Source organism: Pseudarthrobacter sp. NPDC080039, from assembly GCF_040702335.1.
GTDB lineage: Bacteria > Actinomycetota > Actinomycetes > Actinomycetales > Micrococcaceae > Arthrobacter > Arthrobacter enclensis_A.
In genome coordinates, this window is sequence record NZ_JBFBKY010000003.1 from 58489 (window position 1) to 80825 (window position 22337).

At 66.7% G+C, this 22337-nt stretch carries 19 protein-coding genes; 5 read left to right on the forward strand and 14 right to left on the reverse strand.

What is annotated here, in order from left to right:
- Window positions 1-51 precede the first annotated feature (51 nt).
- Both AB0313_RS04195 and AB0313_RS04200 read right to left on the reverse strand, forming a co-directional pair.
- On the reverse strand, window positions 52-1791 hold the full coding sequence (locus AB0313_RS04195) for a glycerol-3-phosphate dehydrogenase/oxidase (protein ID WP_366303822.1): 1740 nt from the start codon (window positions 1789-1791) through the stop codon (window positions 52-54).
- Between the two features lie 101 nt (window positions 1792-1892).
- Window positions 1893-3029: a GuaB3 family IMP dehydrogenase-related protein gene (locus tag AB0313_RS04200; RefSeq protein ID WP_366303824.1), complete on the reverse strand. Its 1137-nt coding sequence runs from the start codon at window positions 3027-3029 to the stop codon at window positions 1893-1895.
- Window positions 3030-3102: 73 nt separating this feature from the next.
- Between AB0313_RS04200 and AB0313_RS04205 the strand changes: the two genes are divergently transcribed.
- Window positions 3103-3708 carry a hypothetical protein gene (locus tag AB0313_RS04205; RefSeq protein ID WP_307311935.1) on the forward strand — a complete coding sequence of 202 codons (606 nt, stop codon included), beginning with the start codon at window positions 3103-3105 and terminating at the stop codon, window positions 3706-3708.
- Here AB0313_RS04205 and AB0313_RS04210 read toward each other — a convergent pair.
- The 6 genes from AB0313_RS04210 to AB0313_RS04235 form a co-directional block, all read right to left on the reverse strand.
- On the reverse strand, window positions 3705-5564 hold the full coding sequence (locus AB0313_RS04210; RefSeq protein WP_141942519.1) for an ABC transporter ATP-binding protein: 1860 nt from the start codon (window positions 5562-5564) through the stop codon (window positions 3705-3707). The genes AB0313_RS04205 and AB0313_RS04210 overlap by 4 nt on opposite strands.
- A 73-nt stretch (window positions 5565-5637) precedes the next feature.
- Window positions 5638-6351, reverse strand: a complete 714-nt coding sequence (locus tag AB0313_RS04215; protein WP_366304241.1) for an HNH endonuclease — start codon at window positions 6349-6351, stop codon at window positions 5638-5640.
- 42 nt (window positions 6352-6393) lie between these two features.
- Entirely contained in the window at window positions 6394-6711 is a 318-nt protein-coding gene (locus tag AB0313_RS04220) for a hypothetical protein (RefSeq protein ID WP_366303826.1), read from the reverse strand.
- Between the two features lie 18 nt (window positions 6712-6729).
- Window positions 6730-7170 (reverse strand): hypothetical protein, encoded by a 441-nt coding sequence (locus tag AB0313_RS04225; protein ID WP_366303828.1) that lies wholly within the window; start codon window positions 7168-7170, stop codon window positions 6730-6732.
- Window positions 7171-7304: 134 nt separating this feature from the next.
- Window positions 7305-8816 carry an IMP dehydrogenase gene (guaB, locus tag AB0313_RS04230; RefSeq protein ID WP_141942523.1) on the reverse strand — a complete coding sequence of 504 codons (1512 nt, stop codon included), beginning with the start codon at window positions 8814-8816 and terminating at the stop codon, window positions 7305-7307.
- Window positions 8817-9029: 213 nt separating this feature from the next.
- Window positions 9030-11102, reverse strand: a complete 2073-nt coding sequence (locus AB0313_RS04235; RefSeq protein ID WP_366304243.1) for an acyltransferase family protein — start codon at window positions 11100-11102, stop codon at window positions 9030-9032.
- A gap of 122 nt (window positions 11103-11224) precedes the next feature.
- Between AB0313_RS04235 and AB0313_RS04240 the strand changes: the two genes are divergently transcribed.
- Complete coding sequence (locus AB0313_RS04240; protein ID WP_366303831.1) at window positions 11225-12193, forward strand: DUF389 domain-containing protein; 969 nt, start codon at window positions 11225-11227, stop codon at window positions 12191-12193.
- A gap of 12 nt (window positions 12194-12205) precedes the next feature.
- Here AB0313_RS04240 and AB0313_RS04245 read toward each other — a convergent pair whose 3' ends face one another.
- On the reverse strand, window positions 12206-13729 hold the full coding sequence (locus AB0313_RS04245; protein ID WP_366303833.1) for an ATP-dependent DNA ligase: 1524 nt from the start codon (window positions 13727-13729) through the stop codon (window positions 12206-12208).
- A gap of 57 nt (window positions 13730-13786) precedes the next feature.
- On the opposite strand from AB0313_RS04245, the gene AB0313_RS04250 reads away from it, so the two are divergent.
- On the forward strand, window positions 13787-14389 hold the full coding sequence (locus tag AB0313_RS04250) for a dihydrofolate reductase family protein (RefSeq protein WP_366303835.1): 603 nt from the start codon (window positions 13787-13789) through the stop codon (window positions 14387-14389).
- 187 nt (window positions 14390-14576) lie between these two features.
- On the opposite strand, the gene groL is transcribed toward AB0313_RS04250, so the two are convergent.
- The 3 genes from groL to AB0313_RS04265 form a co-directional block, all read right to left on the reverse strand.
- Window positions 14577-16187, reverse strand: coding sequence for a chaperonin GroEL (groL, locus tag AB0313_RS04255; RefSeq protein WP_307311925.1), 1611 nt, complete (start codon window positions 16185-16187; stop codon window positions 14577-14579).
- Window positions 16188-16265: 78 nt separating this feature from the next.
- Window positions 16266-16559 carry a co-chaperone GroES gene (gene groES / locus AB0313_RS04260; RefSeq protein WP_003805290.1) on the reverse strand — a complete coding sequence of 98 codons (294 nt, stop codon included), beginning with the start codon at window positions 16557-16559 and terminating at the stop codon, window positions 16266-16268.
- 255 nt (window positions 16560-16814) lie between these two features.
- On the reverse strand, window positions 16815-17195 hold the full coding sequence (locus AB0313_RS04265) for a hypothetical protein (protein ID WP_366303837.1): 381 nt from the start codon (window positions 17193-17195) through the stop codon (window positions 16815-16817).
- A 52-nt stretch (window positions 17196-17247) separates the two neighbouring features.
- Here AB0313_RS04265 and AB0313_RS04270 point away from each other — a divergent pair, with 52 nt between their 5' ends.
- Complete coding sequence (locus tag AB0313_RS04270; protein WP_366303839.1) at window positions 17248-18513, forward strand: class I SAM-dependent methyltransferase; 1266 nt, start codon at window positions 17248-17250, stop codon at window positions 18511-18513.
- Here AB0313_RS04270 and AB0313_RS04275 read toward each other — a convergent pair.
- Both AB0313_RS04275 and AB0313_RS04280 read right to left on the reverse strand, forming a co-directional pair.
- The gene (locus tag AB0313_RS04275) at window positions 18497-19294 is read right to left on the reverse strand and encodes a shikimate 5-dehydrogenase (RefSeq protein WP_307311943.1); all 798 of its coding nucleotides are present in this window, start codon (window positions 19292-19294) and stop codon (window positions 18497-18499) included. The two genes, AB0313_RS04270 and AB0313_RS04275, sit on opposite strands and share 17 nt — an antisense overlap.
- Before the next feature lie 63 nt (window positions 19295-19357).
- The gene (locus AB0313_RS04280; protein ID WP_366304245.1) at window positions 19358-20806 is read right to left on the reverse strand and encodes a glycoside hydrolase family 3 N-terminal domain-containing protein; all 1449 of its coding nucleotides are present in this window, start codon (window positions 20804-20806) and stop codon (window positions 19358-19360) included.
- 373 nt (window positions 20807-21179) lie between these two features.
- Between AB0313_RS04280 and AB0313_RS04285 the strand changes: the two genes are divergently transcribed.
- Window positions 21180-22331: a glutamate--cysteine ligase gene (locus AB0313_RS04285; RefSeq protein WP_141942539.1), complete on the forward strand. Its 1152-nt coding sequence runs from the start codon at window positions 21180-21182 to the stop codon at window positions 22329-22331.
- Window positions 22332-22337: the final 6 nt, after the last annotated feature.

Consider the following 22337-nt stretch of genomic DNA (forward strand, 5'->3'; position numbering starts at 1 on the left):
ATCCCTTCAGTCAGCAGTGGGGCGGCCAGCCGCTCCACGCAGAACGGCCCCTCAACGCAAGGGCACGATGTCTTCCGCGCCCAGGCGGGCGGCGTCTGCGGATTCGTCGTCCGGCTGTTGCTGGCTTAGGCGTTCGGCCTCCACTCGGGCAAGGTAGTGGCGGACTTCGTTTTCGCGCTGTGTCTCACTCCAGCCAAGGACGTCACCCATCAGTTTAGCGACAACAGGGGCCGCCGACACGCCGCGGTCCCACGCTTCAATGGAGATCCGTGTCCGCCGCGTCAGGACGTCCTGCACATGGCGGGCGGCCTCGTGGGTGGCGGCATAGACGGCTTCTGCCTGCAGATAGTCATCCGCACCCGGGATGGGCTTGGCCAGTTCGGGATTCTGCTCAATGATGGCCAGGACCTCGGGAGTCATGGACCCATAACGGTTGAGCAGGTGCTCGATCCGCGCCACATGCACTCCGGATTCCTCCGCCGTGCGGTTCCGGCGGTTCCAGGCTGCCCGGAAACCACTGGCACCCAGCAGCGGGATGGTCTCCGTGCAGCTCGGCGGCACTCGTTCGTCCATGGTGCGGGTGGCCTCGTCCACCGCGTCCTTGGCCATGACCCGGTAGGTGGTCCATTTGCCTCCCGCCACCACCACCAGGCCGGGGACCGGGTGTGCTACCACGTGCTCCCGGGAAAGCTTGGCGGTGGAGTCGTTCTCGCCCGCGAGCAGCGGCCGCAGCCCGGCATAGACACCTTCAACGTCTTCCCTGGTGAGGGGGCGTTTAAGCACCTGGTTCACGTGTTCCAGTACGTAGTCGATGTCCTTGCTGGAAGCGGCGGGGTGGGCCTTGTCCAGGTGCCAGTCGGTGTCAGTGGTGCCGATGATCCAGTGGCGTCCCCACGGGATGACGAACAGCACGGATTTCTCGGTGCGCAGGATCAGCCCCACGGTGGATTGGAAACGGTCCCGGGGAACTACCAGGTGGATCCCCTTGGAGGCGCGGACTTTCAGCTGGCCGCGCTCGGTCACCATGGCCTGGGTTTCATCCGTCCAGACGCCCGTGGCATTGATCACCTGCTTGGCCCGGACGTTGAATTGGCTGCCGTCCTCACGGTTTTCAACCTTGGCCCCAACCACCCGCTCACCCTCGCGCAGGAAGTCCACCACCTTCATCTGGTTCACCGCGTGGGCTCCGTAATAGGCAGCCGTACGTATCAGGTTTGCCACATACTTGGCGTCGTCCACCTGGCCGTCGTAGTACCGGATGGACCCTACGAAGGCATCATCTTTCAGGCTGGGGGCGGCGCGGAGGGTGCCGCGCTTGCTCAGGTGCTTATGGAATGGGACGCCCCGGCTGTGCCCGCTGGAGATGGACATGGCGTCATACAGCGCGATGCCGGCGCCCACGTAGGGCCGTTCGATGAACGGCTTGGTGAGCGGATACAGGAAGGGCACTGGCCGTGCCAGATGGGGGGCGATCTCGGAAAGCAGGAGCCCGCGTTCCTGAAGGGCTTCCTTGACCAGGGCGAAGTCCAGCATTTCCAGGTATCGGAGGCCACCGTGAATCAGTTTCGAAGAGCGTGAAGAGGTGCCCGCCGCCCAGTCGCTCGCCTCGACGATGCCAACGCTCAATCCGCGCGTCACGGCGTCCAGCGCTGCTCCTGTACCAACGATGCCGCCGCCGACGATCAGGATGTCCAGTTCCTGGCCCGGTTCGGTGGTGGCCCGCAGCCGCTCGATTGCCGCTTCCCGGGCTTCGGGTCCGAGAACCCCGCCGTTTACAGGAACACTCTTCATTGAACGCCTCCAGTGCCTCTAGTGCCGCCAGTAAGCCCACATTACTTGCAACCGGTGGCCTTTGGGCAGGGCAGCGCGGACCGCGCTGCCCTGCCTCCGGGTCAGTTCCCCTCGTAAGGCGAAACGACGACGTCGACCCGCTGGAATTCCTTCAGGTCCGAGTAGCCGGTGGTCGCCATGGAACGGCGCAGCGCACCGATGAGGTTGGACGTGCCGTTGGTGTGGTGTCCGGGCCCGAAGAGGACCTCCTCCAGCGGGCCGACAGTGCCGACGTTGGCGCGGTCTCCGCGGGGCAGCTCCGTGTGGTGCGCCTCCTGGCCCCAGTGCCAGCCCTTGCCCGGCGCCTCCTCGGCCCTGGCCAGCGCACTGCCCAGCATGACGGCGTCGGCGCCCATGGCGATTGCCTTGACGATGTCACCCGAGGTGCCCATGCCGCCGTCGGCAATCACGTGGACGTAGCGGCCGCCGGATTCGTCCATATAGTCGCGGCGTGCCGCGGCGACGTCTGAGATGGCTGACGCCATGGGTGAGTGGATGCCCAGGGCGCGGCGTGTGGTGGTGGTTGCGCCGCCGCCGAAGCCCACCAGCACCCCCGCCGCACCGGTGCGCATCAGGTGAAGGGCGGGCGTGTAGCCGGCGGCGCCGCCGACGATGACGGGGACGTCGAGTTCATAGATGAACTGCTTCAGGTTCAGCGGCTCGTGGTTCTTGGAGACGTGCTCAGCTGACACGGTGGTGCCACGGATGACGAAGATGTCGACGCCGGCGGCCACGACCGTCTTGTAGTGTTCCTGGGTGCGCTGCGGGGTCAGGGACCCGGCCACGGTGACGCCGGCCTCGCGGATCTCGGCCAGGCGGTACGTGATGAGTTCGGGCTGGATGGGTGCGAGGTACAGCTCCTGCATCCGTCCGGTCACGGCCGGGCTGTTGGTTTCATCCTCCAAGGCAGCGATTTCGTCGAGCACCGGCTGCGGATCCTCATAGCGGGTCCACAGGCCTTCGAGGTCCAGCACCCCGAGGCCGCCCAGCTTGCCCAGGGCAATGGCGGTGGCCGGGGACATGGCCGAGTCCATCGGGGCTGCGATCACCGGCATGTCGAACTGGTACGCGTCTATTTGCCAGGAGACCGAGACGTCCTTGGGGTCGCGGGTGCGACGGTTGGGGATGATTGCAATGTCATCCAGGGAGTAGGCACGACGCCCACGCTTGCCACGGCCGATCTCGATCTCATAAGTCACTGCTCTAGGTTATCCCAGTGGCTCATCGCGCCCGCCCAGCCGCGATGCGCCGCCGGTTGGTTACAGTGGCGTGATGGGCAGACGATGGATATTCGATGGGCACATCGCCGGTGTTGGCACTGCCTCCGGGCTGCGCGCCGTGGTAGGCATGTGGCAGGACTCCGCTTTTGGGCCCTTCTCCGACGTTATGGTCCAGGAACCTTCCGGGCACCGCATACTGCTGGCACCCACACCACACGTCGCCGAATTCATTGCCGCCACATACAGCTTTGACGAAGTGCGGGTGGTGGAAGTCTGTGCCCGGCTGGCGGACGGGACGTTGAATGTCGACGCCGGCCCCCTGGAAATCAAGGCCGTCACCGGCTCCAGGACTTTCCTTGGCTCGGCACTGCGGTCACTGCCCCGGCGCCTTGCAGTCCATCCCCGCTGGCTCGCCGCGGTCAATCCGCTCGCTGCCCTTGCGGCACCCGGCGCCCGCACTTACGGAACTGCCGGCAGCGGAAGGACGGAGTTCTATGGGGTGAGCGACCTCCACCACGTGACCGCCGCCGTCGTTAGCTGGGAAGGGGGCGACGCCGGAGTGCTGGCGCCCATCCGTCCCGCGGTTACGTTCGGGTTCAGCAGCGTCCCGCCGCGGCCCAGCGTGGCCCGTGTCCGCACCACCGTGGTGGAGGGCTAGGAACCGGTGGGCTCCTCCACGGAAAGCTGGGATTCGAACATGCGGAAGTAGCGCCCGCGGAGGGCCACCAGTTCCTTGTGCGTTCCCTGCTCCACGATGCGCCCATCTTCCAGCATGTACACCACATCGGCCTTTTCGATGGTGGCCAGGCGGTGGCTGATGGCAATGATGGTGCTGCTGCGGTCAGCGAAGAGACGGGTGAATATCCTGTGCTCGGCCAACGCGTCAATAGCCGAGGTGGGCTCGTCCATCACCATGAAGGACGCATCCCGATAAAAATTCCGGGCCATCGCCAGGCGCTGCCACTGGCCTCCGGACAGGCCGCTGCCCTTGCGTCCGCGGGGGTCCTCCATCCAGTTGCTGACGTGGTTCTCCAGGCCGTTGGGCAGTTTGTTGATGAAGTCGAGCGCCTCGGCATCGGCGGCCGCCTTGCGGACGCGGTCATCGTCGCGCGGATTCTGCACATCCCCGAAATAGATGTTTTCCGCGGCGGTGGCGAACTCGTACTTCAGGAACTCCTGGCTGAGCACTGCCAGGTGCCGGTGCCAGGAGGTGACGTCGACGGCGGCGAGGTCCACGCCGTCGAGCAGTACCTGGCCTGAGTCGGGGCGGTAGAGGCCCGCGAGGATGCGGATGAGCGTGGACTTGCCGGCACCGTTTTCCCCCACAACGGCAATATGCTGGCCCTGGCGGATGGTGAGGCTGATGCCCCTGATGACTTCGATGTCGCTGCCCGTGTACGTGAAGCGGATGTCCTGCAGCTCGACTTCCCTTGGCGCTTCCATCAACGGCGGTGCGTGTTCAGCATGCAGGGGCAGCGCCATGAACAGCTCGTAGTCCGTCAGGTTGGCGAGGTCTTCATCGATGGAACTCAGGGACGAGACCAGATTGTTGGCCGTGGAAAGGGCGCGGCTGACGATCTGCTGCACGTAGAGGAACTGGCCAACCGGGGCTGCGCGGGCAATGATCCGGCCCACCACCCAGATCAGGGAGACCACCTCAGCGCCGTACTGCAGGGCATCCGCAGCGAGTTGTTTTGGAATGTAGCGCCGCTGGTAGTCGAGGCGCCGGCGTTCGTCCGCGTCGCGAAGGCGGGAACGCAGGTCCATGAGGAAACCGACGATGCCGTAAAGCCGCATCTCGGCAATGTGCTGCGGCCGGAGCAGGTTGGTTTCGATCATGCGGCGCTGGCGGCGGGAGTCCACCTGCGTGTTCCAGTGTGCGATCTGTTCCCGGGACAGCTTGAACTGCAGATACACACTGGGCACGATGGCCACCAATACGATGACGGCGATCCACCAGCTGACCAGCAGCAGGGCACCGATGGCCAGGAGCACCGAGACCAACTGCGTGAAAATGGCGGCAATCCGGTCCAGGACGCGGGCATAGGAATCGGAGAACCGCTTGGCGCGGTCGTACAGGTCCACCGTCTCCTTGTCGTCGTAGCGCCAGAATTCGAGCGCAAGGAAGCGCTCGTACATCTGGTCCCCCACGATGGCGCCCACCTTAAAGCTCATCAGCTGCTGGATGTAGCGGTCCACGCTGTTGAAGGCGCCCCAAAAGAGGCCGAGGGCAGCAGTGACAATCACGTAGATGACGGCAAGGCGGCCGGCCGCGCCGTCTCCTGCGTAGGCCGCTGCCAGTGCCGTGGTGGTGAGGGAGGCGAAGAACGTGGTGACCAGCGGCAACACTGCGGAGATCAGGGAACCCAGCACCTTCATGATCACGGCGCCGGGCGATGCCCGGAAGCTCACTCGAAGTACCTGGGCCACGGCCTTGGCATAGGGGCGCACGGCAAGCCGCTTTTGCGGGTCGCGTTTGGGGGTCAGTTCCGCCGGATGGCGCGGGTGGGACATGGAATCAGCCTAGTGCTGGCCCAGGGCTAAAAGGGCAGCGCCGGACGATCCGCCGACAGACGGGAGGCACGGGTCAGACCAACGGCACGAACGGCCTCGCGAAGAAATCCGCCCACACGGGGTCCTCCGGTGACAGGTCGTCGAGGTCGATGAGGGCTTCGTCGTCCGGTTCCCACGGTGGGAGGTCTTCGGGGCTGGCGTCGACGCACTGGTTGGATGTGGACGTCAGCCATTGTGGCCACTGTGGTGGTTCGGGGTTGGGGTGTTCGGGTTTGTAGTAGCGGCCGGTGGGTGAGGTCCAGCCGGGTGGGTGGTGGTTGGTTGCGGGGTCTGGTGTCCACCTGCTGTGGTGTTTGAGTCGGTGGTGCTTGGGGCAGAGCTGGGCCAGGTTGCTGGTTCCGGTGGTGCCGCCGCGGTGCCAGGCGGTGAGGTGGTCGGTGTCGTTGTCGGGAGTGCGGTTGGTGCAGCCAGGGAAAGTGCATTTCCTGTCGCGCATCCTGATCCAGCGTTTGATGGCCTCCGTGAGCCGGTAGCGGGTGCGTCCGATTTCCAGTGGTGCCCCGTCGCGGGGGTCGACCAGGACCCGATAGAACGAGTCAGCCCCGTCTGCCACCAGCTTCCGCGCCATCGACGCGGGGATCGGGCCGAACCCCTCCAGTGCTGCGGATTCGTCGGTGAGGCCGAGCAGGGAGAACACCGGCACGGTGACCAGGACATCGGCCCGCGGCGTGGGGACTTTGCTGAACTCAGTGGCAGTTCCGGCGCCGAGCAGCAGGGAGGCGGCGATGTCGGGGCGGAGTTGGGTGAGGGTGCGGGCCTCGTCGGGTCCTTAGAGGCCGCGGGCGGTGGCGGTGGTGCGGTTCCAGATCGCCGACGCGGTGTGCCCGGGGAGGTAGAGCGAGAGCCAGGCCATGCCGTCCCGGTCCGGGCTGTATTCCATCCGCCGGTCCGCCACACCTTTGGCGTGGCGTTTCCCGATGGAGTCGGGGTGGTGACGTTCCCGCCAGCCACGGACCTTCGCCCGGAAACGCGACGGCACGAGCTCACCGGGGGCGGCGCCGCGGGCCCGGTTGGGGGCGTCGGGGTCGAAGAAGTGCGCCACCAATGCCGCAGCACCAGCCGCATCGAGGCCCTCAGTTTCGTCCACAACGATCTTCGCGTGCTGTCAGGACATGTCCCCGGCGGCCAACGCATCCAGGACCGGCGGCAGCGAACAGACCCGGCGGGACTGGTCCACGAAACCACTTGCGGCTGCGGAGCTGACGGTCAGGACCCCGGCGATCTCCTCCACCACCGACATCTCCGCATAAGTGCGCTCATGCACAGGGGCGTCCGGAGCAAGCATCGCGCTCTGGAACTCAACGGCGTCGGCAACATCGCGGGCTTTCATCGCGGCGAGCTGGCCCTCCAGCCGGGACACCACCTCCAGCCGTTCCAGCCGGACCTCATACCGCCGCTGCAACACATCAACATCTGACCCGGCACCAGGCCCAGCACCGACCCCCGCAGACTCCAGGCGAGCGTCCTCAAGGAACAGCGCACCAAGGGCAGCAACAGAGGCATGGACACCGCCCAACTCCGCTCCAACACCCGCGCTGACTCCCATACCCACATCATCCAACGGGGGTCTGACAGGCACGTCCGGCAGCTCCGCCGGGTGGATGCATTCGCAGGGAAGACTGCGAAGGGAAAACAAAGGAGGCAAGGCCGAAACCTTGCCTCCTTTGGTCACTCGGATGCCTAGCGCGAACCGTAGTTCGGCGCCTCAACAGTCATCTGGATGTCGTGCGGGTGCGATTCCTTCAGGCCGGCGGAGGTGATGCGGACGAACTTGCCGCGGGCCTTCAGTTCGGGAATGGTGGGCGCTCCGGTGTAGAACATGGTCTGGCGGAGGCCACCGACCAGCTGGTACGCCACGGAGGACAACGGACCGCGGTATGCCACCCGGCCTTCGATGCCCTCCGGGATCAGCTTGTCGTCGCCGGAGACATCGGCCTGGAAGTAGCGGTCCTTGGAGTAGGAGGTGTTCTTGCCGCGCGACTGCATGGCCCCGAGGGAGCCCATGCCGCGGTAGGACTTGAACTGCTTGCCGTTGACGAAGATCAGCTCGCCCGGGGACTCGTCGCAGCCGGCCAGGAGGGAGCCGAGCATGACGGTGTCGGCTCCGGCAACCAGCGCCTTGCCGATGTCGCCGGAGTACTGCAGGCCGCCGTCGGCAATCAGCGGCACACCGGCCGGAATGGCAGCCTTGGCGGATTCGTAAATGGCGGTGATCTGCGGGACACCCACCCCGGCCACCACGCGTGTGGTGCAGATGGAGCCGGGGCCCACGCCCACCTTGATGCCGTCGGCGCCGGCGTCGATCAGCGCCTGGGCGCCTTCGCGGGTGGCAGCCTGGCCGCCGATGATGTCCACGTGCGCGGCGGCGGGCTCGGACTTAAGCCTGCGGATCATGTCCAGCACACCCTGGGAGTGGCCGTTGGCGGTATCCACGAACAGGGCGTCCACGCCGGCGTCCACCAGGGTCATGGCGCGCTCCCAGCCGTCGCCGAAAAAGCCGATGGCGGCACCGACCCGGAGCCGTCCTTCGTCGTCCTTGGTGGCCAGCGGGTACTGCTCGGCCTTGGTGAAGTCCTTGGTGGTGATCAGGCCCTTGAGCCGGCCCTGGTCGTCAACGAGGGGAAGCTTTTCGATCTTGTTGGTGGCCAGCTTGTGCGAGGCTTCCTCGCGGCTGATGCCCACGTGCCCGGTGACCAGGGGCATCTTGGTCATGACGTCGCTGACCAGCCGCAGTGGGAAGTCGGACTCCGGCACGAACCGGGTGTCGCGGTTGGTGACGATGCCCAGCAGGCGGTTGTCCTCGTCCACCACGGGCAGGCCGGAGACGCGGTAGTGAGCGCAGAGGTCGTCCAGCTCCCGCAGCGTGGCCTCGGGGCGGATGGTGAGCGGGTTGGTGATCATGCCCGACTCGCTGCGCTTGACCCGGTCCACCTGGTCAGCCTGGTCGGCAATGGAGAGGTTGCGGTGCACCACGCCAAGTCCGCCCTGGCGGGCCATGGCTATGGCCATGCGGGACTCGGTGACGGTATCCATCGCGGCGGAAAGCAGCGGGGTCTGCACGCTGATCCGCTTGGAAATCCGTGAAGAGGTGTCGGCTTCGGACGGGATGACGTCGGTGTGGCCCGGCAGGAGAAGGACGTCATCGTAGGTCAGGCCAATGAAGCCAAAGGGATCGTGTTGGGGCTCGGTCATGAGTGCGCCTCTTACCTTGGTTGCTGGGTCACGGGTAGGGGTTGCAGCCGATGACCAGCCCGTTATTACGGAACTGGCCTGTGCAGAAGATCCTGCGGGACCACCGTGGGATACGGCGTTCCGGGGGCAGAAAGTGTTGAGTAAATATTAGAACCTCGGCGCCGATCCCCCTATTCCACGCCGCCAATGTGAGCAACGGCACCCTCCAAGTGATCAGCTCCAGCCCGTTGCCGCCAGAAGCCGCTGCTCGAACATGGGGATCATGGTCTGCACATAGGTCCTGGCGAGATGGTTGTCGTCCTTGTACACGTACACGTTTCCCACCACGGCCGGGCAGACGCCCCGTGCACAGATGAAGTCGCTCATGTCCATGAGGTGCAGGCCCGGCAATTTGCCCCTGTAATTTTCCAGGGGCGATGGTTCCACCAGGGACTCTGACATGGGTGGGTTGCAGGCGGGCGCATCGGCGCCGTGCCGCTGGGCGCACTGCGGCATGTTGAACGTGAACCGCGGGTTGTCACGGATGCCCACAATCTCGATTCCCGCGTCCGCGAATGGCTTCACGCCGTCCAGGTAGCCCGGCACCTCCGTTTCGAACGGGGCGTCTTCGTGGGTCAGCGAGGCCACGGTGAACACGGCGTCCGGCCGGTGTTCCAGGACATACACGGAACTTGCCTTGTTGTAGGCGTTGCACTCGGCGTTCCGGGCCTCCGATTCGGCGCCGAACCGGCACGCCGGCATCAGCAGCGTCACCAGTTCCCAGCCACGGGCCGCTGCCACGGGTTCCAGGGCGGCGAGGTACTGCTGGGCGTGGGAATCACCCAGCACCACGACGCGCTTGGTGGCCGGTTCCCCGGGCAGCTCCTGCCGGCAGCCCTCCAGGATTGGATCGATCGTGGCGTTGGAGCCCGTGCAGGGTGAGGTGATGCCGGCCCAGTCGTTGTCCAACGCGGTCGGTCCCGGAATGGTCCGGGCCCGGGGCGCGGGAGTGTTCCCGCTTTCCGGGGCAAGTGCCAGCGCCCCGGGGGTAAGCTCGCGGGGTTGTGCCGCCGTCGCGCTTTCCTCCGCCGTGAGCGATGTCTGCCAGACAGCCACGGGGCCGGCCAGCACGGCCCCGCAGGAAACGACGACGACGGCGGTGCGCCAGGTGCGCAGCTTGGGCCAGCGCCATTCCCGCAGCGGCCTTTCCACAAAGCGGGTGGTCAGGACGGCAAGCACGATGGAGGCCCCGACGATACCCAGGCCCTGCCTCAGGTTTGGCATTTCCACGCCGGTGGCCGCGAGCGCCAGCACCAAGACGGGCCAGTGCCAGAGGTACAGGGCGTAGGAGTTGTCTCCCAGAGCCACCGCGGGCCGGCTGCTGAGGAGGCGGTCCACGCCGAACCGGCTGCCGGTCTGCCCGGCGACGATGATCGCGGCTGCCGCAAGGGTGGGCCAGAGTGCAGCGTAACCGGGGAAGGAGCGGTCAACGGTCAGGACCAAGCCGCAGGAGACCATTGCGGCAAGCCCCAGCCAGCCCAGGCCCACCCGCAGGGCGCGTCCGGGTTTCAGGTACGGCAGCGCCAGGGCCAGCAACGACCCGAGCGCAAACTCCCACAGCCGTGCCCGTGTGTCGAAGTAGGCGTAGGCCTGGTTCGTGCCGGTCTGGTCAATGGAATACACCAGGGACACGGTGAATACCGCACCGAACACCATGGCCAGCAGCGCGCGGTAGGTTACCCAGTGGAGCCGGGGAACTCGGCGCAGCCCCGTCAGGACGGCAGCGGAAGCGGCAAAGGCCAGCGGCCACAGGATGAACACCTGGCCCTGGATGGACAACGACCAGAAGTGCTGGAGCGGACTGGCGCCGGCGTGGTCCTGCGCGTAATAGTCCACCGCGGCGTCCGCCAGCAGCCAGTTCTGGCGGTACAGCAGCGAAGCCCAGGCTTGGTCGAGCACCTCGGGCCAGCGTCCCTGCGGCAGGATCAGCCATGTGCCGGCCAGCACGCCGAGGATTACAACGACGGCGGCGGGCAGGAGGCGCTTGAACAGGTGCAGCCAGTGCGCCAGCAGCCGGAAGGGGGTCCCTGATTCTGCCTTGCGCACGAAGGACAGGGTCAGCAGGAAAGCCGAGACCAGCAGGAAGATGTCCACGCCGCCGGACACGCGGCCCAGCCATACGTGGTAGGTGACCACCATCAGGACGGCCAGGGCGCGGAGCCCCTGGACCTCGGGGCGGAAGGTGGCTTTGCGGTGCCTGGAAGCTGCCCCAGGTTCGGGATTAGGTGCCTGCGGGCTCTCCGTTATCGACACAAAACCCCTCAGGACGCCCACCAGCCAAAGCATCAAGCGTAGCCAGCGCCGTCTTCATCAGCCAATCAGCCCGCGCGTTCAGACTATGCTGGGCCCAACCGTGGAAGGGAGCGGGCATGGTTGTCCAGTTGCGGATCTGTGTGCCCGGAGAGCTGTCCGCTGTGACCCTGAAGACCTGCCGCGACCAGCGGGGGGCGGCAGAGCTGGTCCTGGTTCCGGGGGCTGCCGTGGTGCCGCAGGGCGATGTGATCGAGGTCCTGGTTGCCCGGGAGGCAGTAGAGGAATTGCTGGAGAAGCTGGACGTCCTGAAAATCCGGGACGCAGGCTCCATCGCCATGTCCACGCCGGAGTTCGTTTTGTCCAGGAACGTGGACCGGGCGGAGCGTGCCGCGCCCGGGGACGGCGCCGACGCGGTGATCTGGGACGACGTGACACGGCAAACCGGCGAGGACTCCCGGCTGACGTGGAACTTCCTTGCGTTCCTGGTGCTGGCGACCCAGCTCGCTGGAATCGGCATCGTGACCGACTCCCCCATCGCGATTGTGGGCGCCATGGCCGTGGGCCCTGAGTTTGGGCCATTGGCCGCCCTCGCCGTGTCGCTTGCCACCCGGCAGTGGAAGCTTGGGCGGCGCGCGGCCATTGCGCTGGGCGTGGGCTTTCCAGTGGCCATGCTTTTGGCGGCCCTGACGGCATGGCTTTCGGTGCCGCTGGGCCTGTTCCCCCGCGACGCCCTGGACAAGGGCTCGGCAGTGGAATTCATCTACCACCCCGGCCCTTATTCGCTGATCGTCGCCGTCCTGGCCGGGATCGCCGGAATGCTGTCCATTATTGGCCGCCGTTCGGCAGCACTGATTGGCGTCTTCATCTCCGTGACCACGGTGCCAGCGGCAGGATATGTGGCGGTGGCCCTGGTGCTGGGCGAATACCAGAAGGCCACGGGTTCGGCCCTCCAGCTGCTGCTCAACCTTGTGGGCATCGTGGTGGCCGCACTGGCAGTTTTGCTGTTTTACCGGATGGTCGCCAGGCGGCTGCCGGACCGGGAGGCGCGAAGCCTGAAGAACCAGCGGAGCGGAACGCGCCGCTAGCTTGCGTGTGCGCTAGTGGCGCAGGAGGGCGCGCAAAGTTTGGATGGTGTCCGCGTCGGCTGGTGCCTTGTCGTCGCGGTAGCGCTTGACGCGCGCAAACCTCAGCGCGATCCCGCCGGGGTACCGAGGGGACTGCTGCACGCCGTCGATGGCAATTTCGACGACGGTGACGGGCTCAACCCAGACCGTGCCGGCAGCGCGCCGCACCTCGATCTCCTGGAACCGTTCGGTTTGCCACCTCAGCAGTTCATCGGTGAGCCCCTTGAAGGTCTTGCCCACCATCACATAGCTGCCGGGCTCGCCGAATTCTCCCGTGGGGTCAAGGGCGCCAAGGTGCAGGTTCGAGAGCATCCCGGTGCGCCGGCCGGACCCCCATTCGCAGGCGAGCACCACCAGGTCGTAGGTGTGTACCGGCTTCACCTTCACCCAGTTGGACCCGCGCCGGCCGGCTGCATAGGTGGATCCGATCGCTTTCACCACGACGCCCTCGTGGCCGGCGGCCAGGGCCTCCTGCGACACACGTTCAGCCGCGGCAGGATCAGCCGTGACCTCCCCGGGTATCCGGTGGGCCGGGGCAATGCGCTCCAGCACGCCGATCCGGGCGGACAGCGGCTCGTCCAGCAGGTCCCGCCCATCGATATGCAGGACGTCGAAGAACCAGGGATGGAGCACTGTTTCCCGGACAGCGTCCGCCCCGAACCGGGACATGGTTTCCTGGAATGGCCGGGGCGCGCCTTCCTCGTCAAGGGCCAGGGTTTCGCCGTCGAGAATGACGTCCTGCACGGGAAGGCTGCGCACCACCTCCACCACCTCGGGAAGCCTGTGGGTCACATCGGCGAGGTTGCGGGTGAAGATACTGACGTCGTCGCCGGCGCGGTGGACCTGGATGCGGGCGCCGTCGAGCTTGTATTCCACCGAGGCCTCCCCCGTCGACTCCACCGCCGCGCCGGGACTGGCTGCGGTAGCGGCAAGCATGGGCAGCACGGGGCGCCCGACCACCAGGCCCACAGCATCAAGCTCAGCCCCGGTGCCGGTCAGCGCCAGCATGGCAGTTCCACCGAGGTCTCCGGACAGCATGGCTGCCCGGCGTACGGCGTCAACCGGTCTGCCTGAAGCGCGGGCAACGGCGTCCGTCAGCACTCCTTCCAGGGCACCGGTGCGAAGCTCGCCGAGCAGGACGCCCGCGATGAAGGACTGTTCGGGCGCGGTGGCCGCGGCCATCAGTTTCCTCAGGGTGGCGGCCCGCTCCGCCCCCGATCCTGTGCCCGCAGTCGCCAGCAGGCGGTCCAGGGCAGCATCGAGGTCCGCCACTGTCAGGCTTGGCTTCGCGGCGGGCTCCTCCTTGGCCGCAGCCACCGCGCTCCACCCGACGCCCACGCGCCCCTGGCGCGGCTTAGCACTGAGCAAGCCGACCGCCGTCGGGATTTCCGCGGGATCAAGACGGCGCAGGAGGTTCGCCAGGGCATCCACCTTGGCCAGCCGGGACCGGGTCGATGCGACGGTTTGCGTGGTTTCCACGAGCTCAAGGAGCAGCATGGCACCATCCTGCCACGGGCGCTGGACAGTAGCCGGGGGCAGGTCCACAATGTCCGCGTGGGGATCATCGTGGCGAACCTGTTCATGACCCTGGACGGCGTGTACCAGGCGCCGGGCGGCCGTGAGGAAGACACCGAGGGTGCGTTCGACTTCGGCGGATGGCAGGCACCGGTGTCCGACGACGAGGGCGGCGCATCGATCGCGGACGCGATCAACCGGATGGATGCACTGCTCCTGGGCCGGAAGACCTTTGACATCTTTGCGTCCTACTGGCCCCACCAGTCGGGTGTCATTGCCGACGCCCTGAACCGGGTCCCCAAGTTCGTCGTCTCGGGCACGCTGGCCGACCCGGGCTGGGAAGGCAGCACTGTCCTGCCGGACGCGCTGGCGGCCGGCGCCCTGCGCGAGGACTATGGCCAGGTGCACATGTTCGGCAGCGGCGTGCTGATCCGTTCCCTGCTGGCCGCTGGCATGCTGGACCGCCTGCACCTCTGGCTGTACCCGGTCACGCTTGGGCAGGGCAAGCGCCTGTTCGACGCCGGGACCGTCCCTTCCACGTTCCGGCTCGCCGAGCCGGCACGCAGCTTCCCGAAAGGTGCAGTATCGCTGGTGTACGAGCCCGCAGGAGGAGTGGAGACTCAGGAGATGGCGGCCACCTAGTCCCCACCGTCCCCTAACCTCGCTTCGCTCGGCCAGGGAACCCGGCCGGCGTGGGCCCACCCACCGTCCCCCCTAACCTCGCTTCGCTCGTCCAGGGAACGCTCACGGCGTGGGCCCACCCAGGCATACAAAAAACCGGCCCAGCGGATGCTGGACCGGCCTTTTGTTGGGCCCTCGCCGGCGGGGATTAGTGGCTGTGGCCTGCGTGCTCGTCCTCTTCGGCCGGCTTCTCCACTACCAGGGTCTCGGTGGTGAGAACCAGGGCGGCGATGGAGGCCGCGTTGCGGAGGGCTGCACGGGTGACCTTGACGGGGTCGATGACGCCCGCGCCGATCAGGTCCTCGTACTCGCCGGACTTGGCGTTGAAGCCGTTGTTGGTCTCGAGCTCGGCCACCTTGGAGGTGACCACGTAGCCGTCGAACCCGGCGTTCTGGGCGATCCAGCGCAGCGGCTGGACCAGGGCGCGGCGGACGATGCCCACCGCAGCGGCGGCGTCGCCTTCGAGCGCCTTGACGGAGGCGTCCTCATCCAGTGCCTTGAGGGCGTGGATCAGGGCGGAACCGCCGCCGGCCACGATGCCTTCTTCCAGGGCAGCGCGGGTGGAGGACACCGCGTCCTCGATGCGGTGCTTCTTTTCCTTCAGCTCAACCTCGGTGGCAGCTCCGACCTTGATGACGCCGATGCCGCCGGCCAGCTTGGCCAGGCGTTCCTGGAGCTTTTCGCGGTCCCAGTCGGAGTCGGTGCGGGTCAGCTCAGCGCGCAGCTGGGCAACCCGTGCAGCCACGTCCTCGGCCGAACCGGCGCCGTCCACGATGGTGGTGTTGTCCTTGGTGACGGTGATGCGGCGGGCTGTACCCAGCACCTCCAGGCCCACGGAGTCCAGGCTCAGGCCCAGCTCCGGGGAGACAACCTGCGCCCCGGTGAGGGTGGCGATGTCCTGCAGCATGGCCTTGCGGCGGTCACCGAAGCCCGGAGCCTTGACGGCAACGACGTTCAGGGTGCCGCGGATACGGTTGACGATCAGCGTGGACAGGGCCTCGCCCTCAACGTCCTCGGCGATGATGAACAGCGGCTTGGAAGCCTGCAGAGCCTTCTCAAGCAGCGGCAGGAACTCCTGGATCGAGGAGATCTTGCCCTGGTTGATCAGGATGAGCGCGTCCTCAAGGACTGCTTCCTGGCGCTCCGCGTCGGTAACGAAGTACGGGGACAGGTAGCCCTTGTCGAACTGCATGCCCTCGGTGAGGACCAGTTCGGTCTGGGTGGTGGAGGACTCTTCGATGGTGATGACACCATCCTTGCCCACTTTGCCGAAAGCCTCGGCGAGCAGCTCGCCGATTTCGTCGCTCTGTGCGGAGATGGCGGCGACGTTCGCCACCTGGGTGCCCTCGACCGGACGTGCGTTTTCCAGCAGGCGGGCGGCCACGGCTTCAACCGCAACCTCGATGCCGCGCTTGATCTGGCCCGGGGCAGCGCCCGCTGCCACGTTGCGCAGGCCTTCCTTGACCAGTGCCTGGGCCAGGACCGTCGCGGTGGTGGTGCCGTCGCCGGCAACATCGTTGGTCTTGGTGGCTACTTCCTTGGCCAGCTGTGCGCCAAGGTTCTCGTAGGGGTCGTCCAGTTCCACTTCGCGGGCGATGGTGACGCCGTCGTTCGTGATGGTGGGGGCGCCCCACTTCTTGTCCAGGACGACGTTGCGGCCGCGGGGGCCGAGCGTCACCTTGACGGTGTTCGCGAGCTTATCGATGCCGGCCTCAAGGGACCGGCGGGCAGCGTCATTAAACGCAAGCTGCTTTGCCATGGTTTTGTCCTTTCAAAGACAGAACCCCGCACTGCCGGCCAGCGTGAGCATGGCCGGCAGCACGGGGATCCGGAAGAGTTACTTGACGACGATTGCCAGGACGTCGCGGGCGGACAGCACGAGGTACTCTGTGCCGCCGGTCTTGACTTCGGTTCCGCCGTACTTGGAGTAGATGACGACGTCACCAACGGCAACATCAACGGGAACACGGTTGCCGTCTTCGAAGCGGCCGGGGCCTACTGCAACAACTTCGCCTTCCTGCGGCTTCTCCTGCGCGGAGTCCGGGATGACCAGGCCGGAAGCCGTGGTCTGCTCGGCTTCGAGCGGGCGGACAACGATACGATCCTCAAGAGGCTTAATAGAGACCGACACTCGGACCTCTCCTTTTCGTCAGCAAATTCGTGGACTGGAAAGCTTTCCGCCGTAGCTGGCAAACCGTCGTCGCGGTGCCGGCAGCAGCCTGGCTGGCAGCTCTTCATGTATTAGCACCCTCCTAGGGAGAGTGCTAATACAGACTCTATGTAAGGGTTAGCACTCGGTCAAGGTGAGTGCCAACGTTTCGTCGTGGGCGTACACCGTTCGGGCATGCACGACGCCGGGCGGCCGGCCGGGAAGGCGAGGGTACGGCTAGCGGCCCAGCTCTTCGAAGTCCACGTCCTCGCCGCCGTCGTTGTCACTGCCGCCCTGCTGCCGTCCCCGGTACAGGACCCAGCCGGACACTGCTGCGGCGAGCAGTGAAATGACGAGGAAGACGATGCTCCCGGCACGCGCGCCGTCGTACAGCCCGCGGATGTCCCGCGACTCCTGGGTGTTGTCATGGATGTCATTGCCGCCCACGGAGTAGACCGTGGCATTGAACGAATCAAGCAGGAAAATGATCACCAGCAGGGCAATGCACACCACGGCAATAAGGGCGGCCGCGATCAGTACAGGACGGGCAAACCTGGCCGCACCGCGCTTCCCTGGTTCCTGGTCGCCGTTCTCTGTGGGTGCTGCGCTCTCATCCATGTTTCAACAGTATCCGCATCCCGGCATGTCCTCCTCCATTAGGCTGGAACCCATGGCTCACGCTCCCCAGGACCAGACTGCACAGGACCAGATCGCACCGCTGTTGACGCCCGAAGGCTGGGATTTGCTCGCATCCCTGGGCCCTTACCGGGACGAGGACTCCTTCGAACTCAATTCCGCCCTCCGGAAGGCCGGCCATCCTGCCGAACTGGTCTCAGCAGTCCTCACCCAGTCAAGGCTGCGCACAAGGGCCGAAGCCAAATTCGGGGAATTCGCCCGCCAAATGCTCTTTACGCAGGCCGGACTGGAGCAGGCCACGCGCCTGAACGTGGCCGCCCACCACGCGCAGCGCTTCGCTGCCGCGGGGATCGGCCAGGTGGCGGATTTGGGCTGCGGCCTCGGAGCCGACTCGCTCGCCCTCGCTTCCCTGGATCTCAATGTCACCGCCGTCGAAATGCACGAAACCACCGCGGCCTGCGCCACGGTGAACCTCATCCCATTCCCCAATGCCACGGTGGTCCACTCGGATGCGGCGTCGGTGCCGCTGGAGGGGATCGACGGGGTCTGGCTGGATCCTGCGCGGCGGGTCACCTCCACATCAGGCACCAAGCGGATCTGGGATCCCGAGGCGTTCTCCCCGCCGCTGTCCTTCGTGGAGTCGTTGGCGGCGCAGGGCAAGGCAGTGGGCGTCAAGATGGGCCCGGGCATGCCGCACGAGTCCGTCCCCGCGGACTGCGAGGCGCAGTGGGTATCGGTGGGCGGAGATGTCACCGAAGTGACCCTCTGGTTCAATGCCGTCCGCCGGCCGGGGGTGCGCCGCGCTGCCCTGCTCCTGGGTCCGCAGGGGCCGGCCGAGCTGACCAGCACGGAGGATTTCAATGCCGGCCCGAGCGCCCCGGTGGGACCCGTGGAAGGCTACCTGTACGAACCGGACGGCGCCGTCATCCGCGCCGGACTGGTGGCGGACGTTGCCCTGCAGCTCGGCGGCCACTTGGTGGACGAGCACATCGCCTACATCTGCGCTCCGGAACTCCTGGACACTCCCTTCGCCCGGGCCTACAAGGTCCTGCGGGTCATGCCTTACAACGTTAAGGCGCTCAAGGCCTGGGTGAAGCAGGAGGGCATCACCGTGCTGGACATCAAGAAACGCGGCACCGCGGTGACGCCGGAAGAGCTGCGGAAGCAGCTGCTGCCCGGTGGAAAGAATGCCAAAAAGGGGTCCGGCAAAACGGCCACCCTGGTCCTGACCCGCATCGGCGAGGACCGGGTGGCCATTGTGGTGGAACCCGTTTTAGCTGCAGCTACTGGGCGCGCATGAACTCCTCGGCCGCCCGCACCTGTTCCGCCGTCGGCCGCACGCCGGTGTAGAGGACGAACTGCTCCAGCGCCTGGATGGTGGCCACTTCAGCTCCCGTGATGACCGGTTTGCCGGCAGCGCGGGCCGCCTTGATCAGCGGGGTCTCGGCCGGCAGCGCCACCACGTCGAAAACCACCTGCGCCGCATCAATGGCTTCGGCAGGGAAGGACAGGGTTTCAGCTTCGGCGCCTCCCGCCATGCCGATCGGGGTGACGTTGATGATCAGGTCAGCCGTCCCGCCGTCGAGCGCTGGACGCCACTGGAAGCCGTACTGGTCCGCAAGCGCGCGCCCGGCTGTTTCGTTCCTGGCGATGACGGTGACGTCGGTGAAGCCGCCGTCCCGGAGGGCCGCCACAGTGGCCTTGGCCATGCCGCCGGCGCCCTGGACCAGCACGGAATAGTCCGTCGGAACCTCGTTGGAAGCCAGGAGCTGCTCAATGGCGGTGTAGTCGGTGTTGTACGCCTTGAGGTGCCCGTCGGTGTTCACGATGGTGTTCACCGAATCGATGGCCTTTGCTGAAGGATCCATCTCGTCAACCAGGGCGATGACGTCTTCCTTGTACGGCATGGAGATGGCGCAGCCGCGGATGCCCAGCCCGCGCACGCCGGCGATGGCCTGTTCAAGGTTGGTGGGCGCAAACGCTTTGTAGATCCAGTTCAGGTCCAGCTGTTCGTACAGGTGGTTGTGGAACCGGGTTCCGTTGTTGCTGGGCCGGGCAGAGAGCGAGATGCAGAGGGTCATGTCTTTATTCAGAATGGGCACCAGACCATTAAACGCGCTCCGGCCCCCGTGCGCGTTCCGGCATCAGGGGCAGCCGGTCCCGGCCGGGAAAGGCCCGACGGCGGCGGGCAGCTTCCCCGGCGCCGGCGCCTTGCCGGCAAGCACGGCTGCCAGCGCGTCGAAGGCCGCGTCCGTGCGGCCGTACAGCGCCAGCTTCACCGGCGCTGTGGAGCCCTGGAGCGGCCAGGGGGCATCCAGGGCCACCGCGATGTCGCCGCCGGCTGGTTTTCCGCCGAACCCGATCAGGCTCACCAGTGGTCCTGATCCCACCGTGAGCCCGGCCCGGGCGGCAGCGGCTTCGAAGCGCTCCCGGTCCCCCGGTCCCCCGCCGGCCACGCGTACCGAACCGGGCACCAGAGGGCCGCTGCAGGGACCGGAAACAACCGTGACGGCCGACGCCGAGACCTGGGCAGACAAGGCCGCAGCACTTCCGGCCGGAGCGCCCGCACCCGCTGCTCCGGGAGCGGGCGCGGTGCGTGCACGCCAGATCATCATGGTGGCCACCCGCTGCGCGGCCTCGTCCAGGCGCGCCGCCGGTAAGGTGCCGGCCGCCAGGGCCTGGAGGATGGCGGCGTGTGCCTGTGACACATCGGCAGGCATCAGCAGCAGGTCCGCGCCTGCGGCGAGGGCCTTCACCGCTGCGGCGCCCGCAGGGTACTGGTTGTCCACCGCACCCATGTTGAGGGCGTCAGTGACGGCAACCCCCTTGAAGCCCAGTTGCCTGAGCGCCGCGTAGCTTGCGGCAGAGAGCGACGACGGCACGCCGGGCTCCAGCGCGGGCACGGCGATGTGCCCGGTCATCACGATCGGGAGGCCGGCTGCGATGGCGGCCTGGAACGGCTTCCAGTCGCGGCCCCGGAGCTCATCAAGGCTCGCCGGCTGCACGGGAAGGCTGAGGTGGGAATCCGTGGTGACCGAGCCGTGCCCCGGAAAGTGCTTGACGGTGGGCAGCACGCCGGCGTCCAGCATGCCTTGGGAAAAAGCCACTCCATGGGCTGCCGCGGCCGCCGGGTCTGCTGACATGGAACGCGCCCCGATGGTGGGGTCGCTCGGGCCAATGGTCACATCGGTGTCAGGGGCGAAGTCGAGGTCGAAACCCAGCGGCAGCAGTTCCCCGGCCAGGCCTTTACCGGCCTGGCGCGTCAGGTCCGGATTGCCGGCGGCACCGTAGCTCATGGGCATCGGCCACTCCGTGAGGGGCGCCCCGACGCGCGCCACCGCACCTCCTTCCTGGTCCACGGCGATGATGCCGGGCCACGGCCGGCCATCAGCGGCAACAGCCTGCAGAAGCCGCTGGTTCACGGCGCCCATGGCGCCCAGGTCCACCCGCCCCTGCGGATCGCGCGGCACGTTGTCGCCCATGATGATGGACCCCGCCAGGTGCAGGCGCTGGATGAGCGCGGCATGTGCCTCCACCTGGTTGCCCTTGAAGAACGGAAGCAGGACCTGCCCGGCCTTTTGCTCCGGCGACATCGCCGCCACGGCCGCCACGGCGGCATCCTGGTCCCGCTGCTCCGGGCCCCACCCCAGAGGCCGGGAACCCGGGTCCGGTGCGGGAGAAGCGGAAGGGGGCGCCGTCGTCGTACTTGCTGATGCTGAAGGAGCCGCCTCCGTTGGGGCAGCAGAAGACGACGGCGGGGCCGGGCTTGGGGAGGCGGAACAGGAGGCCAGCGCCAGGGCGGACAAGGCCAGAAGAAGGGGGAAGGACGTGGCGGGCTTGTGATGCAAGGGGAACGGTGCCATCACTACGATGCTACCCCTGCACTAGACTTGAACCACCCGTTCGCCTGCCGGCTGCAGCCTGTGAGCGGCATCAGCCAGCGGCAACCGGACAGTAAGGAAGCGTGTGAAGATCGACTTCGCCCCATCGAGGCAGTCAACCCTCGGTGTTGAGTGGGAGCTTGCACTGGTGGACGGGAAGACGGGCGAACTCGCATCCGTTGCCAACCAGGTGCTCCGCGGTGTGGCCGCGCGCCATCCCGAACTCAACGAAGACGACGAACATCCGCACATCAAGCAGGAACTGCTGCTGAACACCGTGGAGCTGGTCACCGGTATTTGCGAGACCGCCGCAGAAGCAAAGGAAGACCTGAACCGGTCCGTGGCCGCTGTCCGCGAAATCACCGATCCCATGGGCGTCGAACTGTTCTGTGCCGGCAGCCATCCGTTCAGCCCGCCGCAGCTGCAGCCCGTGACGGACAAGGCGCGCTACGCGAAGCTCATCGACCGGACCCAGTGGTGGGGCCGGCAGATGGTCATTTACGGGGTGCACGTGCATGTGGGCCTGGACCGCCGGGACAAGGCGCTTCCCGTGCTGGACGGCCTGGTCAACTACTTTCCGCACTTCCAGGCGCTCTCTGCGTCCAGCCCGTTCTGGGGCGGCGAGGACACGGGCTACGCCTCCCAGCGGGCGCTGATGTTCCAGCAACTCCCCACCGCCGGACTGCCCTTCCAGTTCAAATCCTGGGAGGAGTACGAGTCCTACGTCCAGGACATGTTCACCACGGGTGTCATCGACACCATCTCGGAGATCCGCTGGGACATCCGGCCCGTGCCCGCCCTCGGCACCATCGAAATGCGCATCTGCGACGGCCTGGCCACACTGGAGGAAGTGGGCGCCATCGCGGCCCTCACCCAGTGCCTGGTGGACGAGTTCTCCACCATCCTGGACAACGGCGGCACCATCCCCACCATGCCGCCCTGGCATGTGCAGGAGAACAAGTGGCGCGCAGCCCGCTACGGCATGGACGCCATCATCATCCTGGACGCCGCGGGGCGCGAGCAGCTGGTGACCGACCACCTGCTGGAGACGCTGAACCGCTTGGAACCTGTCGCGGCCAAGCTGCGCTGCGCTGACGAACTTGCCGACGTCGAGAAGATCATCCGCCGTGGCGCCGGCTACCAGCGGCAGCGCCGGGTGGCAGCCGAGAACGGCGGGAACCTCCAGGCCGTGGTGCTGGACCTGGTGAAGCAGATGCGCAACGGCCCCACCGCCTGAGTGGTC